The organism is Vibrio sp. SCSIO 43155 (genome assembly GCF_023716605.1).
Classification (GTDB): domain Bacteria; phylum Pseudomonadota; class Gammaproteobacteria; order Enterobacterales; family Vibrionaceae; genus Vibrio; species Vibrio harveyi.
On sequence record NZ_CP071852.1, the window covers coordinates 437,924 to 454,889 of the forward strand.

14 protein-coding genes and 1 other RNA gene are annotated in these 16,966 nt (G+C 46.4%); 12 read left to right on the forward strand and 3 right to left on the reverse strand.

Annotated features, from left to right (window positions below):
* Nucleotides 1-7: 7 nt before the first annotated feature.
* From J4N44_RS02080 to J4N44_RS02090, 3 genes are read right to left on the reverse strand one after another with little or no spacing between them, the layout of a single operon-like run.
* Nucleotides 8-598, reverse strand: coding sequence for a phosphoheptose isomerase (locus J4N44_RS02080; protein WP_005447772.1), 591 nt, complete (start codon nucleotides 596-598; stop codon nucleotides 8-10).
* Between the two features lie 3 nt (nucleotides 599-601).
* The gene (locus J4N44_RS02085) at nucleotides 602-970 is read right to left on the reverse strand and encodes a YraN family protein (RefSeq protein ID WP_029788788.1); all 369 of its coding nucleotides are present in this window, start codon (nucleotides 968-970) and stop codon (nucleotides 602-604) included.
* Nucleotides 957-2,768: a penicillin-binding protein activator gene (locus J4N44_RS02090; protein WP_009697603.1), complete on the reverse strand. Its 1,812-nt coding sequence runs from the start codon at nucleotides 2,766-2,768 to the stop codon at nucleotides 957-959. Before J4N44_RS02090 ends, J4N44_RS02085 begins: the two co-directional genes overlap by 14 nt.
* Nucleotides 2,769-2,836: 68 nt before the next feature.
* On the opposite strand from J4N44_RS02090, the gene rsmI reads away from it, so the two are divergent.
* The 12 genes from rsmI (at nucleotide 2,837) to murC (ending at nucleotide 16,824) form a co-directional block, all read left to right on the forward strand.
* On the forward strand, nucleotides 2,837-3,700 hold the full coding sequence (gene rsmI / locus J4N44_RS02095) for a 16S rRNA (cytidine(1402)-2'-O)-methyltransferase (RefSeq protein ID WP_005447783.1): 864 nt from the start codon (nucleotides 2,837-2,839) through the stop codon (nucleotides 3,698-3,700).
* A 356-nt stretch (nucleotides 3,701-4,056) separates the two neighbouring features.
* Nucleotides 4,057-4,485, forward strand: an RNA gene (rnpB, locus tag J4N44_RS02100) — RNase P RNA component class A.
* Nucleotides 4,486-4,661: 176 nt separating this feature from the next.
* A complete protein-coding gene (gene rsmH / locus J4N44_RS02105; protein WP_005447784.1) occupies nucleotides 4,662-5,612 on the forward strand; it encodes a 16S rRNA (cytosine(1402)-N(4))-methyltransferase RsmH in 951 nt (316 codons plus the stop codon).
* Between the two features lie 5 nt (nucleotides 5,613-5,617).
* Nucleotides 5,618-5,935 (forward strand): cell division protein FtsL, encoded by a 318-nt coding sequence (gene ftsL, locus J4N44_RS02110; RefSeq protein WP_005428577.1) that lies wholly within the window; start codon nucleotides 5,618-5,620, stop codon nucleotides 5,933-5,935.
* Nucleotides 5,932-7,737 (forward strand): peptidoglycan glycosyltransferase FtsI, encoded by a 1,806-nt coding sequence (locus tag J4N44_RS02115; RefSeq protein ID WP_005447785.1) that lies wholly within the window; start codon nucleotides 5,932-5,934, stop codon nucleotides 7,735-7,737. The genes ftsL and J4N44_RS02115 overlap by 4 nt, the downstream gene beginning before the upstream one ends.
* Before the next feature lie 60 nt (nucleotides 7,738-7,797).
* On the forward strand, nucleotides 7,798-9,273 hold the full coding sequence (gene murE / locus J4N44_RS02120; RefSeq protein WP_050934694.1) for a UDP-N-acetylmuramoyl-L-alanyl-D-glutamate--2,6-diaminopimelate ligase: 1,476 nt from the start codon (nucleotides 7,798-7,800) through the stop codon (nucleotides 9,271-9,273).
* A gap of 2 nt (nucleotides 9,274-9,275) precedes the next feature.
* A complete protein-coding gene (locus tag J4N44_RS02125; RefSeq protein WP_005447788.1) occupies nucleotides 9,276-10,640 on the forward strand; it encodes a UDP-N-acetylmuramoyl-tripeptide--D-alanyl-D-alanine ligase in 1,365 nt (454 codons plus the stop codon).
* Nucleotides 10,640-11,722 carry a phospho-N-acetylmuramoyl-pentapeptide-transferase gene (gene mraY, locus J4N44_RS02130; protein WP_005447790.1) on the forward strand — a complete coding sequence of 361 codons (1,083 nt, stop codon included), beginning with the start codon at nucleotides 10,640-10,642 and terminating at the stop codon, nucleotides 11,720-11,722. The genes J4N44_RS02125 and mraY overlap by 1 nt, the downstream gene beginning before the upstream one ends.
* Before the next feature lie 39 nt (nucleotides 11,723-11,761).
* A complete protein-coding gene (gene murD, locus J4N44_RS02135) occupies nucleotides 11,762-13,075 on the forward strand; it encodes a UDP-N-acetylmuramoyl-L-alanine--D-glutamate ligase (RefSeq protein WP_050925266.1) in 1,314 nt (437 codons plus the stop codon).
* 18 nt (nucleotides 13,076-13,093) lie between these two features.
* A complete protein-coding gene (gene ftsW, locus J4N44_RS02140; protein ID WP_017190080.1) occupies nucleotides 13,094-14,290 on the forward strand; it encodes a cell division protein FtsW in 1,197 nt (398 codons plus the stop codon).
* Nucleotides 14,277-15,344, forward strand: a complete 1,068-nt coding sequence (murG, locus tag J4N44_RS02145; RefSeq protein ID WP_005447796.1) for an undecaprenyldiphospho-muramoylpentapeptide beta-N-acetylglucosaminyltransferase — start codon at nucleotides 14,277-14,279, stop codon at nucleotides 15,342-15,344. The genes ftsW and murG overlap by 14 nt, the downstream gene beginning before the upstream one ends.
* Before the next feature lie 22 nt (nucleotides 15,345-15,366).
* A complete protein-coding gene (murC, locus tag J4N44_RS02150; protein WP_005447797.1) occupies nucleotides 15,367-16,824 on the forward strand; it encodes a UDP-N-acetylmuramate--L-alanine ligase in 1,458 nt (485 codons plus the stop codon).
* The last annotated feature ends 142 nt before the right edge of the window (nucleotides 16,825-16,966 follow it).

Here is a 16,966-nt window from a genome sequence, read left to right on the forward strand (position 1 = left end):
ATTTCAATTATTCTTCGTGAGCAGGGAAAAGAACTTGGTCGATAAGGTCACACAAGCAATGAAGGGTCACCATATGTACTTCATGGATGCGTGCTGTCCGATGTGATGGAATGCGAATTTCCACATCATTTTCACCAAGCAAGCCAGCCATTTCACCGCCATCTTTACCAGTAAGAGCAATGATCGTCATATCGCGAGTTACCGCGGCTTCCATTGCTTTGATGATGTTTTTGCTGTTACCACTGGTAGAGATTGCGAGCAAGATGTCGCCCGGCTGACCAAAAGCGCGTACTTGCTTGGAGAAGATCTCTTGGTAGTGGTAGTCATTGGCAACGGCAGTGAGCGTTGTGTTATCCGCCGTCAACGTCATTGCTGGTAGGCTAGGGCGCTCTGTTTCGAATCGGTTCAAAAGACAAGAGACAAATTGTTGTGAATTCGACGCACTGCCCCCGTTGCCACAGCATAGGATTTTATTGCCGTTGAGTAAGCTTGAAACCATTGCCTGAGCAGCGTGAGTAATTGCATCTGGTAGTGCTTCTGCTGCAGCGATTTGAATTTGAATACTTTCTGTAAAACTGTCTTTAATGCTGTCTAGCATCGTTTATCCTTCAGAGATTGCATTTTGTATCCAGTTGATGTCTCGACCACTGTCGTGAATGGCAATAACATCAAACCGATAATCGATATTGTGTGCCGAGCATTTTTGCTGGCTTAGCCAAATTTGAGCCGTTTTGACTAGTTTACGCATTTTTGCGTAGGTGACCATTTCTGCTGCAGAGCCAAAAGCATCATTCTTACGATATTTGACCTCAACAAAGACGATAGTTTCACCTTGTTGGAAAATTAAATCAATTTCGCCGACTTTCGTTAGGAAGTTTTGATCTAAAAAGCGCAAACCCTGACGCTGCAAATATCGCTTCGCCAGGGTTTCGTATTGATTGCCGATTTGTCGCTTACTAAAGAGCCCCACGCTCGGCCCAGTCTAACTCACGTTGTACTACACAGTTGTTGTTGATACTTAATACACCTGTTTGACCATCAACTGAGTAGCCCGGTAGTAACTTCATTTGCGGTAACTCACCAAGCAGTTTGTATGCGTCCATACCTAATGCTTCTAAGCGTTTTTCCATATTGGATTGATCTGGCCATAGCTCATTCATTTGTGTCGCGATGGTTGGATCTGGATTGATTAACATCGGAATGTCGCTGTACGCCACGCCTGATAGATCTTCGTAAGTTGCGCCACCACTGTTACTGCGAGAGTTAGAGAACAACTTAGGTGGTTTTGCATCAGGGTTAATCGCGACTTCGATAAATGGCTTGATCAACGTCAGTTCGGAACTGCGTGCGACAATATATACCGCATCCACATCACGACGACTACGAGGTTGGCTCTCTAAAGAGATGCGCATCAGAGACTGCATTTGTGCGATGCGTTGCTGACTCTCTTGTAAGCCAAATACACCATTAATGTTCTTTTGCAGTTGGCGTTTATCACCAAAGTAACTAGTCGCAACTTTGTTTGAGCTGTATTTGCTCCACTCTTCATTAAACGCTTCAACAACACGCTGACCATAAGCTCCGTTTGGCGCTAAGATCATTGGGAATTGGTAGCCTTGGCTGAATAGGTACTTGGCTGCCTGTGCAACTTCTTGCTCTGGAGAAAGTGCTAGGTAACACATGTCTGTGCCAGCTTGCACTTCTTCCGGAATGTTAAGTGCCAATGTTGGAATTTTCACGCCTGTTTCGGAACCGTCTAATGTCGCTTGTAGCTTCTCTACGTTTTCTTTTTGTAGAGGACCAACGACAAAATCGATGTTCTCATTGATTAAGCGCTGTTTGATTTGATCAGCGCTGTAAGCGTGTGTATCAATCACCGTCAGCGTCGCACTTGGATCTCGTGCTTGGTCGTTCATCATCGCAAAGATGAAACCATCGCGGATCAGTTGTGCTTGCGGAGCAAATTTACCCGTTAGCGGTAACAGAAGCGCTGTGTTGTTTGGTTTCACAATCTCTAACGAGAGGATGTTTTGAATTTCTGCAGGAGTATAAACCGCTGCTGGATGTGAAGGGTTTTCACTTAACCAGTGCTCAAGCGTGTTTTTAAGCTGAGGAATATTGCTCGATAACGTTTTTGCATAGATCGCTAATTGTAGCCAACCATCTAGCACGTCTTCGCTTGGTTCAGTTTGTAATGCCGTCAGTTCATTTTCAGAGTAACTGCCGAAGTTCATCCAAATACGGCTAGAGATCTCACGTTGCTCTGCTGATGACGCGTATTGACCTTCGGCTACCAATTGGCGGTTTGCTTCAAACGGTTGGTTTAAGCTTTGGTAAGCGTCCGCGCGCAACTCGTAGTAGTCTTTCCACTGTTCGCTTGGCAGTTTCCACCAAGGTTTAAAGTTCAGCCCTTGCAGCAATTGTGAGTATTTACCTTGCTTTTGCTGTAAGGTCGCACGAGCCAATTGCCACTCAGCCTGTTGAACTTCGCTCAGTTGCTGACGAGAAAGACGTTTGATTAACAGCTCAGCTTGGTCTAACTCATTTGCTTGGATTGCCGCTTTGGTTGCCATGATCAACCAGTCGTTTTGTAGGCTACCTTCGGTGCTATCAGCTTGAATCATGTAGTTCTGAACAGACTGTGTCGGCTCAAGTGTAATATCTACGCTATCTGGTTGTCGCGGACCTGAAGAACAGGCGGCGAGCGTAATTGCCAGTGCAACAGGAGTGAGTAAGCGTGGTACACTGAGTCTCTTATGGTTCATCATTGCCGTGAGTTCTCTATAATTTTGTACAAAATTGTCTCTATATTAATCGTTGAAGTGATGGTAAACAAATGACAGATAAAAATAAGTTGCCGAATGAGGGGCCAACTCTATACATCGTACCGACTCCAATCGGAAATTTAGCGGATATCACTCAACGTGCTATCGAAGTTCTGTCGAATGTGGACATCATTGCCGCTGAGGATACTCGACATACAGGCAAATTACTGTCTCACTTCAATATCCAAACCAAAACTTTTGCGCTGCATGATCACAACGAGCAACAAAAAGCACAAGTTCTAGTTGAAAAGCTACTGTCAGGTCAGTCTATCGCATTGGTTTCTGACGCTGGTACGCCGCTAATAAGCGATCCAGGATACCATTTGGTGACAAAATGTCGTCAAGCGGGCGTAAGAGTTGTGCCTCTTCCTGGTGCGTGTGCGGTCATCACTGCGTTAAGTGCTTCAGGTCTACCATCTGACCGATTCAGTTTCGAAGGCTTCTTACCACCGAAAAGTAAAGGTCGTAAAGACAAGTTCTTGGAGATTGCTTCTGTTGAACGTACTTGTATCTTCTACGAATCTCCGCATCGTATTTTAGACTCTCTACAAGATATGTTAGACGTTCTTGGTCCAGAACGTGAAGTGGTATTGGCTCGTGAACTAACCAAAACCTTTGAAACTATTCAAGGAATGCCTCTTGGTGAGTTGATTGAGTGGGTGAAGAGTGACGATAACCAACAACGTGGCGAGATGGTATTACTGATTCATGGTCACCGAGATTCAACGGAAGAGAGCCTACCTGATGAAGCGACGCGTACATTGGGTATCTTGACTAAAGAGTTACCATTGAAGAAAGCTGCTGCGCTTGCCGCTGAAATCTACAGTTTGAAGAAGAATGCTTTATACAAGTGGGGCTTGGAGAATCTGGGTTAAAAGCTTCTAGAACGAACGCTGGCACTTTGGAAACGCTTCGCTTCTGGAGGTGAGACTCGAGAATATAGCGGTCTTAATCCTGCGCTAAGCTATCAATATATCCCAAGACGTACATTTATCTTAAGTGAATTTCTGTTTGAAAGGAGAACCATCAACTCGGTTCTCCTTTTTATTTTCTAAGCTTACCTACAACGTTCTATCTTCGGAGTATCGCGCTCCCGGTTCTCTAATCCGGCAATGCAGTGTTCCCCCAATTTGAGTATTCTTGTCTGTTTTCTGAGCAATCAACATCCTCATTTCATCATATCTGTGATCTCACTAGACTCAGAAGGGATAACTCTATACAATCCGCCATCGGAGCTGACTGGGTAGTCGCTGCTTTGTTGATGTCCTTCGGGAGACTGACGTCGAAGTCCCTTTGGGAGACTGACGTTGACGTCCTTCGGGAGACTGACAAAGGGGAGGAAAGTCCGGGCTTCATAGAGCAAGGTGCCAGGTAACGCCTGGGGGGCGCAAGCCTACGACAAGTGCAGCAGAGAGAAGACCGCCGATGGCCTTAGGGCACAGGTAAGGGTGAAAGGGTGCGGTAAGAGCGCACCGGACGACTAGTAATAGTTCGTAGCAGGGTAAACTCCACCTGAAGCAAGACCAAATAGGCCTCCACATTGCGTTGCTCGCGTAAGGAGGCGGGTAGGTTGCTCGAGCCAGTGAGTGATTGCTGGCCTAGACGAATGGCTACCGCCGCGCAAGCGGAACAGAACCCGGCTTATGTGTCGGCTCCACCTATTCGAGACCCATCCCTACTTCGGTAGTGATGGGTTTTTTGCATTTTATTGACGCAAACTATGTCATTACCAATAAACTTGGCGCTGAATCACGTCTAACTTTAGACTTGAGGTGGCGATGATGTGGGAAATCAGTACACTAAAGAATCGCTTCAAGATCATTCAACGAGAAAGCTATGACCGAAACATTTCAACATATCTCAGTGTTATTAAATGAATCCATTGATGGCTTGGCTATCAAACCCGATGGTATCTATATCGATGGAACATTTGGCCGTGGCGGTCACAGCCGAACTATCTTGTCGAAGCTCGGGGAGAATGGTCGTCTATACAGTATCGACCGTGATCCACAGGCTATCGCAGAAGCGAGCAAAATCGACGACCCTCGTTTTACCATCATTCATGGTCCATTTTCTGGTATGGCGAAGTACGCAGAAGAATACGGTTTAGTTGGTAAAGTTGACGGTGTCCTGCTTGATCTTGGCGTGTCTTCTCCACAGTTAGATGATGCTGAGCGTGGCTTTAGCTTTATGAAAGATGGTCCACTAGATATGCGTATGGACCCAACATCAGGTATCCCTGTTTCTCAATGGTTGATGGAAGCGGATTTGGATGACATTACTTGGGTCATTCGCGAGTTCGGTGAAGACAAACACGCACGTCGCATAGCGAAAGCGATCGTGGCATACCGCGAAGATGAAGAAAACGAGCCTATGGTTCGTACTGGTCAATTAGCTAAATTGATCTCGGATGCCGCTCCAAAGAGTTTCAAAGAGAAAAAACACCCAGCGACTCGTGCTTTTCAGGCGTTTCGTATTTACATCAACAGTGAATTAGAAGAAATTGATACAGCACTAAAAGGCGCTGCGAGCATCTTGGCTCCAGAGGGGCGCTTATCAGTGATCAGTTTCCACTCTTTAGAGGACCGTATGGTAAAACGCTTTATTCGTAAAGAGAGTAAAGGTCCAGAAGTGCCACACGGCATCCCAATGACAGAAGAGCAGATTCGTGCTCTGGGTAGTGCAAACATGAAGCCTGTTGGTAAAGCTATCAAACCAACTAAGCAAGAAATTGACATGAACCCGCGTTCTCGAAGCTCAGTGCTAAGAATTGCAGAAAAGCTTTAATTATTATGACGAAAACCACTCCTAACCTTGCTAAGTTGATAGCGACGGATTTGATTACCGTCGGTCGCTGGTCGTTGTTGTTGATGATTTTGATCTTCGCAACCGCAATGGGAGTGGTGTTTGCAACCCACCATGCGCGTCAAGCGATCACTGAAAAAGATCATACATTGGTTGAGCGGGAGCGATTGGACAGCGAATGGCGCAACCTAATGTTGGAAGAAACAGCTCTCGCAGAACACAGTCGCGTTCAAGACTTGGCAAAGAAGGATCTTGAAATGAAACGACCAGATGGCGATAAAGAAGTGGTTATCACGCTAAAATGATTGGAAAGAAAGCCAAATCTAAACAAGGAAATACGCGCAAGTCTGCTGCAAAAGAAAAGAAAGTTTCTGCAGCAAAACCGCAACCCACCAAAGAAACAAAAGAAACAGAAGTAACGGCAGAACCAGAGTCATTTTTGATTCGCTGGCGTTTTCACTTGCTGCTGTTTTTTGTCTTCTGTGCCTTCGCTCTTCTCGTTGGGCGCGTGGCTTACATTCAAATCATCGAGCCAGACAACCTTATCAAGCAAGGTGATCTTCGTTCTATCCGTGTAAAAGCCATTCCTTCCGCGCGTGGGATCATCTCTGACCGTAACGGTGAACCGCTGGCAGTGAGCGTACCGGTAGAAGCCGTTTGGGCAGACCCGAAAACCATCTTTAAAGAAGGCGCACTGCAGCAAACTAAGAGTTGGTACGCACTTGCAGACGTGCTTGGCTTAGATCGCCAAGGTCTGATTAACAAAATTAAGAAGAACGAATCCCGCCGTTTTATTTACCTTCAACGTCAAGTAAGTCCAGCGATGGCGAACTACATTCGAGAGTTAAAGCTGCCGGGAGTGGGGTTGAAATCCGAATCTCGTCGTTACTATCCCGCAGGTGAAGTTAGTGCCCACTTAGTCGGTGTAACAGGCATTGATGGACATGGTTTAGAAGGTGTTGAACGTAGCTACGATGAATGGCTGACTGGCGCTGCGGGTAAGAAAACCATTCGTAAAGACCGTTATGGTCGTGTCGTCGAGAACATTGCTTTGGAAGAGAAGCAAGAAGGTAAGCCGCTGCAACTGACCATTGACCAAAGACTGCAAGCCATCGCGTATCGCGCAATTAAGCAAGCTGTAGCCGATCACCGTGCAACTTCCGGCTCTGCAGTAATGCTTGATGTAAAAACAGGTGCTGTGTTAGCGATGGTGAATGCGCCATCTTATAACCCAAATAACCGCAGCGACTGGCAAAGCTACAAGATGCGTAACCGAGTTATTACCGACTCAATGGAGCCTGGTTCGACGATTAAGCCATTCGTGATCTTAGCCGCTTTAGAAAATGGTGTGGCGGACAAAGATACGATCGTCGATACCGGAAATGGCATTCTTCAACTCGGGGGTAGCCGTGTTCGTGACGTGTCCAAAGTAGGTAAAGCAAGCCTGACCAAGATTTTGAAAAAATCGAGTAACATCGGTGTGACCAAGCTTGCGATGCGAATGCCAGTGGAAGCGTTATTGGGTTTGTATAGCTCTGTTGGTTTGGGCGAATTGTCCGGCTTGAACTTGGTTGGTGAGGTGACCGGTATTTTCCCAAGCCGCTCTCGTTGGTCTCCTATTGAGCGAGCAACAATTTCTTTTGGTTACGGCTTATCCATCACGCCAATTCAGCTTGCTCATGCGTACGCGACGCTAGGCAACTTAGGAAAATACGAACCGATTCATATTATCGAAAGTAACGATAACGATATGTCACGCCAAGTGGTGAGCAAAGAGCATGCTCGTCAAGTGTTAGATATGCTAGAGACGGTAACACAAAAAGGTGGTTCAGCTCGAAGAGCGGCTGTTCCAGGTTACCGAGTCGGGGCAAAAACCGGTACGTCACGTAAAGCGACAGCAGGTGGCTATAGTGATGAATACATTACATATACCGCTGGTCTTGCGCCTGTGAGCGACCCGCGAATTGCGTTGGTAGTGATTGTGAATGAGCCACAAGGTGATGATTACTACGGTGGTTCAGTAGCATCTCCTGTCTTTTCCGAAATCATGAAAGGTGCGCTGCAAATCTTGAATGTTGCCCCTGACGAAAATAAATTCCAACAGTAGGCTTGTAAGTCTGCTAAGAAACAAAATGAAGAAAGCTGAGCGCATGCTCGGAGAACATATATGACTAAAGCCATCAGTATGGACACGCTGCTTTCCGCTTGGGTAGATTGCCCTAGCTTGTCCTCTATCCTTGTCTCTGAATTGGAACTCGATAGCCGAAGAGTTCAATCTGGTACCACGTTTGTTGCCATTATCGGTCATGTTGTCGATGGACGTCAGTTTATCCCAACAGCAATTGAACAAGGAGCGAACGCGGTTATCGCTCAAGCCTGTGATGTAAAAGCGCATGGCTCGATTGAGATCATTAACGACGTACCAGTTGTTTATCTTGATGCATTAGACAAATGCTTATCTCAAATTGCGGGTCAGTTGTACCACTATCCAAATATGGAGCTGATTGGTGTCACAGGTACGAACGGAAAAACCACTATCACTCAACTGATTGCTCAGTGGATTGATTTAGTCGGTGCAAAAGCAGCGGTTATGGGTACAACGGGTAATGGTTTCCTTGATAACCTGCAAGAAGCTGCAAATACAACGGGCAACGCCGTTGAAATCCAAAAGACACTTGCTTCCCTCGCTGAGCAAAAAGCGCAATACACTGCGCTTGAGGTTTCTTCCCACGGTCTGATTCAAGGTCGTGTTAAGGCTCTGTCTTTCGCTGCGGGCGTATTTACTAACCTAAGCCGAGATCATCTAGACTACCACGGCACTATGGAAGAGTACGCTAAAGCTAAACTTACCCTATTTACAGCCCATCAATGCGAACACGCAATCATCAATGTAGACGATGTAGTCGGTGCAACTTGGGCGAAACAGCTTCCTAATGCTCTAGCCGTATCACTCAAACCAACGACAGATTTTGCGCATACAGTGTTTGCTAATCATATTGCTTATGCAGAATCAGGCATTACGATTGAGTTTAGCGGCAAGTTTGGTGAGGGCACATTACATGCTCCGCTGATCGGAGAATTTAATGCAGCGAACCTAATGTTGGCATTTACAACGTTGCTTAGCCTAGGTTTCGATAAACAGAGCTTGCTTGCAACGGCTGCACAGTTGCAGCCTGTACTTGGTCGAATGGAACTGTTTCAAGCGGAAGAGTGCGCGAAAGTGGTTGTGGATTATGCTCATACACCTGATGCTTTGGAAAAAGCGCTGCAAGCGCTTCGTGTTCATTGCCAAGGTAATCTTTGGGCTATCTTCGGTTGTGGGGGCGATCGTGATGCTGGAAAACGCCCAATGATGGCGGAAATTGCTGAGCGTTTGGGTGATAAAGTGGTTCTGACGGACGACAATCCACGCAGTGAAGATCCGGCTCTTATCATGAAAGATATGCTGGCAGGGTTAACTAAGCCAGCTGATGCTATTGTGCAACACGACCGCTTCAAAGCACTGTCTTATGCACTTGAAAATGCCTCTTCTCAAGACATTATTCTTCTGGCTGGTAAAGGTCATGAAGACTATCAAGTTCTAAATTCTGGAACCATTCACTACTCTGACCGCGAGTCAGCCATGACATTATTGGGGCTTTGATCATGATCACCGTAACGCTTTCTCAAATTGCTGAAATCACAGGTGGTGAATTGGTTGGCAATGACGTTGCCATCGAATCTGTTTCTACTGATACTCGCACAATCGACCTAGGGGCACTATTTGTTGCTTTAGTCGGTGAGCGTTTTGATGCTCATGATTTCTGTGAACAAGCCGTAGAGTCTGGTGCTGGGGCACTATTGGTGCAAAAAACACTTAATGTGAATGTGCCTCAAGTTGTTGTTGCTGATAGTAAGATAGCATTGGGCGAAGTTGCTGCGTGGGTTCACCAATCATGTCAAACACCAACGGTTGCGATCACCGGAAGTTGTGGAAAAACCACAGTAAAAGAGATGGTCGCAAGCATCTTACAATTGAAAGGTCAGGTGTTATTTACTGCGGGTAACTTTAATAATGACATCGGCGTTCCGCTGACACTATTACGTTCGCAAAAAAACGATGACTACGCTGTGATTGAGCTTGGAGCAAACCACATTGGTGAGATTGCTTATACTACTCAATTAGTTAAACCCGATATGGCCCTTGTTAACAACGTAGCTGCAGCACACCTTGAAGGCTTTGGTTCGATTGATGGAGTGAAGCAAGCAAAAGGAGAGATCTACCAAGGGCTTTCCGCTGGTGGCGTTGCGATTGTGAACTTAGACAGTCATGGTGAAGCTAAGTGGGAGGGGGTTCTCGCTGATAAGAAGGTGATTACTTTCTCACAAAGCAACACAAACGCTGACTTTTATGCGACAAATATCGTGATGAACGCCGCAGGTGAAGCAAGCTTTGACTTACATATCGCCGCAGGTTCACAAGAAATTGAACTGTCTCTGGGTATTATTGGTCAACACAACGTGTCTAACGCAATTGCCGCTTCTATCATTGCACTGCAAATGGGAGCGACCTTAGAAGAGGTTCGAGCTGGTCTTAAGCATCTTAATAAAGTTAAAGGTCGTGTCGAAGTGGAAGAGCTGAGCGACAAGATCAAACTGATTGACGACAGCTACAACGCAAGTGTTCCCGCAATGAAGGCTGCTGTTGATTTGCTAGCGGCATTTCAAGGACAACGTTGGTTGATTTTAGGCAATATGGCGGAGTTGGGTGAGGAAAGTCTTGCACTTCATCGTCAAGTCGGGGAACATGCTGCCCCACAAAAATTTGAACATGTTCTCACGTATGGTGCAGATGCAAGGGTTATTAGCGAACTCTGCGACGGCATCCATTTTGAGACACATCAAGAGATGATTGACTACATCAAGCAGCATCTAGACCAAGCGGCTCCTGAGCATCACACGATGTTGGTGAAAGGGGCGAACGGTGCACGTATGTTTGAAGTCGCTGCTGCTTTGAAGGAGTATTATTAATGATTATTTGGCTTGCCGAGCTGCTACAGCCATACCTATCTTTTTTCCGATTGTTTGAATACCTCTCTTTTCGAGCAATCCTCAGCGTATTAACCGCTTTAGGTTTATCCCTATGGATGGGACCTATCATGATCAAGCGTCTACAGATGCTACAAATTGGTCAGGTTGTTCGTAACGAAGGTCCAGAATCCCACTTTAGCAAGCGTGGTACCCCAACGATGGGCGGTATCATGATTTTGGCAGCTATTTCTATCACCATTCTTTTGTGGACTGACTTATCAAACCCTTACGTATGGGCAGTACTAACCGTGTTGTTAGGTTATGGTGCGATTGGCTTTGTCGACGATTATCGTAAGGTCGTTCGTAAGAACACCGATGGTTTGATTGCTCGTTGGAAGTACTTCTGGCAGTCGTTGATTGCATTTGTTGTGGCGTTTGCGTTGTACGCTTATGGCAAAGACACAGCCGCTACTCAACTTGTTGTGCCGTTCTTCAAAGACATCATGCCGCAACTTGGTTTCATGTACATTATCCTCACTTACTTTGTGATTGTGGGTACCAGTAATGCGGTAAACCTAACCGATGGTCTGGATGGCTTGGCAATTATGCCGACCGTTTTAGTTGCAGCCGGCTTTGCCGTGATTGCGTGGGCGACGGGTAACGTTAACTTCTCAGAATACCTTCACATTCCATATCTACCACACGCATCTGAGTTGGTAGTTGTATGTACGGCAATTGTTGGTGCGGGTCTTGGTTTCTTGTGGTTTAACACATACCCAGCGCAAGTGTTTATGGGTGATGTTGGCTCACTTGCTCTTGGTGGTGCGCTTGGTACGATCGCAGTACTTGTTCGTCAAGAGTTGGTATTGGTGATCATGGGTGGTGTGTTTGTAATGGAAACACTGTCGGTAATCCTACAGGTAGGTTCGTACAAGCTACGTGGTCAACGTATTTTCCGTATGGCACCGATTCACCATCACTACGAATTGAAAGGTTGGCCAGAACCTCGCGTAATCGTGCGTTTCTGGATTATTTCTATGGTTCTTGTTCTGATTGGTCTAGCGACACTGAAAGTGCGTTAATCGCACTTTCCAAGAATAAGACAAATTGCGTGAGCAAATATGGAACGTTGGCAAAACATACATAAGGTTGTTGTTGTAGGGCTCGGTATTACCGGGCTCTCTGTCGTTAAACACCTAACAAAAACACAACCGCAACTAGTGGTCAAAGTCATTGATACGCGTACTAACCCTCCTGGGGCTGAACGCTTGCCTGAGCAAGTCGAATTGCACAGTGGCGGGTGGAATACTGAGTGGCTTGCAGAAGCTGACTTAGTTGTGACTAATCCCGGCATTGCTTTGGCGACACCAGAAATTCAAGTCATTCTTGCGAAAGGGACGCCAGTTGTTGGCGATATTGAACTCTTCGCTTGGGCTGCCGATAAACCTGTTATTGCGATTACTGGCTCTAACGGTAAAAGCACAGTAACGGACTTAACTGGTGTCATGGCGAAAGCCGCAGGTCTAACAGTAGGTGTCGGTGGCAATATCGGTGTTCCTGCTCTTGATTTGCTAGAGCAAGATGCAGATTTGTATGTCCTTGAATTGTCCAGCTTCCAATTAGAAACTACGTCGAGCTTAAAACTCAAAGCCGCTGCGTTTCTAAACCTTTCTGAAGACCACATGGATCGTTATGACGGCATGGCGGATTATCGACAAGCTAAATTGCGTATTTTCAACCATGCAGAACTGGCAGTTGTAAATCGAGATGACCAAGAGACCTTCCCCGATATTGATATGCCGTTAGTGACATTCGGGAGCGATGAGCAAGCTTACGGTCTTGAATTGGATGGCAATCGTACTTGGTTGCTCGATCATGGTCAGCGTGTCATTGCTAGTGATGAGCTAAAGCTGGTTGGTAAGCACAATTTAGCCAATGCTCTAGTCGTACTTGCACTGCTTAAAGCGGCAGGTGTGGATTATCACAAATCATTGAATGCACTTAAAACTTACACGGGTTTGACACATCGATGCCAAGTGGTTGCGGATAATCGTGGCGTAAAATGGGTGAATGACTCAAAAGCGACCAATATTGCGAGCACTATGGCAGCGCTTTCTGGTTTAGAGTCGACGGGCAAACTGTACTTGCTCGTTGGTGGTGTTGGTAAAGGTGCGGATTTCACTCCACTAAAACCGATCTTCGCGACACTGAACCTGCAACTTTGCTGTTTTGGCGCTGATGGCGATGAATTTATGCCACTGCACGAATCAGCAACTCGTTTCGACACCATGGAAGATGTGATTCAACAGATATCTTCGCAGTTAAAAACGGGTGATATGGTGATGCTGTCTCCGGCATGTGCTAGCTTTGATCAATTCGACAACTTTATGGCAAGAGGTGACGCATTCGCAGCTCTTGCCGAGAAATACGCATAATTAAAGGTCACACACTTCGTGGGTTTAGGTAACGTTAAACGCAGCATTGGTACTTGGCTTAAGCATCCTGCACCTGAGGCGCTTTTTGATCGTCAGCTTGTATGGATTGCGTTGGGTTTGATGTTAACGGGTTTGGTGATGGTGACATCAGCATCATTTCCAATCAGCTCTCGTTTGACGGATCAGCCATTTCATTTCATGTTCCGTCATGCAACCTTTCTTGTACTCGCGATAGGTGTCTCTTCCGTAATTCTGCAAGTGCCATTAGAGCAGTGGTTTAAGAGAAGTCATTATCTTCTTTGGCTCTCTTTTGGGTTACTGATTGTTGTACTGCTCGCGGGTAAGTCGGTGAACGGTGCATCGCGTTGGATACCTCTCGGTCTGTTTAACTTGCAGCCTGCCGAAGTCGCCAAACTCTCGCTATTTGTCTTCATGTCTGGTTATTTAGTACGTAAGCAAGACGAGGTCCGTCAGACTTTCTTTGGCGGATTTATGAAGCCAATCATGGTATTTGCTTTCTTCGCAGTATTGCTCCTGGGGCAGCCCGATTTAGGTACTGTGGTTGTAATGTTGGTGACCTTGTTTGGCATGTTGTTCATTGCAGGGGCGAAGCTGACACAATTCTTGGCTCTAATGATTGCCGGTATTGCGGCTGTTGTTGGCTTGATTTTGGTCGAGCCATACCGTATTCGTCGTGTCACTTCGTTCTTAGACCCTTGGGAAGACCCATTCGGTAGTGGTTATCAGCTAACGCAATCTTTAATGGCATTTGGTCGCGGTGAGTGGTTTGGTCAAGGTCTTGGTAACTCAATCCAAAAACTTGAATACCTACCTGAAGCGCACACTGACTTCGTGTTTGCGGTACTGGCTGAAGAGCTGGGTTTTGTTGGTGTCGTGTTAGTGCTAATGCTGATTTTCAGCTTGGTGCTTAAAGCGGTTTACATTGGCAAACGAGCGTTCGAAGAAGGCGAAATGTTTGGTGGTTACCTCGCATTTGGTATTGGTATTTGGTTTGCCTTCCAGACGTTGGTTAACGTCGGCGCTGCTGCCGGTATCGTTCCAACCAAAGGTCTTACTCTTCCACTGATCAGTTATGGTGGTTCGAGTCTTATTATTATGTCCGTGGCGGTGTCTATCTTGCTGCGTATCGATCATGAATGCCGCTTAAAGCACGGCAAGAAAGAATCAGAACAACAAGTCGATGAAGAAAAATAAACGTTTGATGGTGATGGCTGGTGGTACTGGCGGTCACGTATTCCCTGGTCTAGCGGTAGCTAAGCAGCTACAAGAGCAAGGTTGGGAAATTCGCTGGTTGGGTACCGCGGATAGAATGGAAGCTGATTTGGTGCCAAAACACGGTATCGAAATCGACTTTATCAAAGTAAAAGGTCTACGAGGTCAAGGCGTTAAGCGTCTTCTTGCAGCACCATTTCAGATTATTAATGCCATCATGCAAGCTCGCACTCATATGAAGCGCTGGCAACCCGATGCTGTGCTGGGCATGGGCGGCTATGTCAGTGGTCCCGGTGGTATTGCGGCTTGGGTGAGCGGAATCCCTGTCGTATTGCACGAGCAAAATGCAGTAGCAGGTTTAACGAACCAATGGTTATCAAAAATCGCTAAGAAGGTTTTTCAAGCTTTCCCGGGCGCTTTTCCAAATGCCGAAGTGGTTGGTAACCCAGTTCGTGAAGACGTGACTCAATTGGTCGCGCCAACCGAACGCATGCAAGAACGCCAAGGTCCAATTCGCATTCTGGTTATGGGTGGCAGCCAAGGCGCACGCATTCTTAACCAAACTCTGCCAGAAGTGATGGCGAAATTGGGTCAAGATTACATTATTCGCCATCAAGCGGGCAAAGGCGCAGCGGAAGAAGTCAACGCAGCATACCAAGCCAATGGCGTGGTGAATGCAGAGGTAACAGAGTTTATCGATGATGTGGCGCAAGCTTATGCGTGGGCAGACTTACTGGTTTGTCGCTCAGGCGCGCTAACGGTATCTGAAGTGTCTGCTGCTGGTGTGGGTGCTATCTTCGTTCCGTTTATGCATAAAGACCGTCAGCAAGCATTAAATGCAGACCACTTAGTGGATTGCGGTGCAGCGAAAATGATTGAACAACCAGATTTAACCGTTGAGTCACTGACTCAGCAGATCCAACAATTGGATCGACATGCTTTACTTACAATGGCAGAGCAAGCGCGTGGCGCTGCAAAATTGAATGCGGACCGAGTTGTCGCACAAGCCATTGTCGCTTTGACCGAAAAGCGTTAACGAATTATTGAGAATAGAATTGATGACTATCCAACATACACAAGACTTAGCTCAGATTCGCGCAATGGTGCCAGAGATGCGCCGCGTGAAATCCATCCACTTCATCGGTATTGGTGGTGCGGGCATGAGCGGCATTGCAGAAGTGCTGTTGAACGAAGGCTACCAAATCACAGGCTCTGATTTATCAGAGAACCCAGTGACAGAGCGTTTAGTATCAAAAGGTGCGACGGTATTTATCGGTCACCAAGCAAGTAATGTTGAAAAAGCCAGTGTTGTTGTGGTTTCAACCGCGATCAACGAAGAAAACCCAGAAGTGATGGCAGCACGTGAGTTGCGTATCCCTATCGTGCGTCGAGCTGAGATGCTTGCTGAATTAATGCGCTTCCGTCATGGGATTGCTGTTGCGGGTACACACGGTAAAACGACGACGACTGCTCTAGTTACGCAAATCTATTCTGAAGCAGGTCTTGACCCAACATTTGTTAACGGTGGTTTAGTTAAGAGTGCAGGTACAAATGCACGCTTAGGTTCGAGCCGAATTCTGATTGCAGAAGCAGACGAAAGTGATGCTTCATTTTTACACCTACAACCTATGGTAAGCATCGTGACGAACATCGAAGCTGACCACATGGATACTTACGGTGGCGATTTCGAAACGTTGAAGCAGACATTCATCGATTTTCTTCACAACTTGCCGTTTTATGGTCAAGCTATTGTCTGTATTGACGATCCAGTCATTCGTGAGCTTATTCCACGTATTAGTCGCCAAGTGATTACTTATGGCTTCTCTGAAGACGCTGATGTGCGCATAGAGAATTACCATCAGGAAGGTCAACAGGGCAAGTTCACGGTGGTTCGTGAAGGTCGCGCAAACCTGGATATCACGCTGAACATCCCTGGTCGCCATAACGCATTGAACGCATCTGCAGCGATTGCGGTTGCTACAGAAGACGACATCAGTGATGAAGCAATCTTAAAAGCAATGGCGGGTACACAAGGTACAGGTCGTCGATTTGATCATTTAGGCGAGTTCGATACTGGTAATGGTCATGCAATGCTTGTCGATGACTATGGTCATCACCCAACAGAAGTGGACGTGACGATTAACGCAGCACGCAGCGGCTGGCAGGATAAACGTCTCGTCATGATTTTCCAGCCTCATCGTTATAGCCGTACCCGTGACTTATACGATGACTTTGCGAATGTGCTGGAGCAAGTGGATGTTCTGATCATGTTAGATGTATACGCTGCGGGCGAAAAACCGATTGCCGGCGCGGATGGACGTGCTTTATGCCGCACTATTCGTAGTCGCGGAAAGGTCGATCCAATTTTTGTCCCAGAAATCGAGCAATTACCTTCAGTTTTGGCTAACGTTATACAAGATGGCGACCTGATTTTGACTCAAGGCGCAGGTGATGTTGGTAAAGTTGCCAAGCAGCTTGCTGCTCTTGAATTGAATATAAATAAGATGCTTGGCTAACAATAGGGACGGGCGCAAAGTGCAGAGAAAGACCTAGATCTCGATTTTGCGTCAAGAACGTTGTGATTTATCACTATCAGTGTTTGATAGTTTACAAGAGCTCAGTATAATCCCAAGGTTAAAGTCAATGCTTTTGCCAATG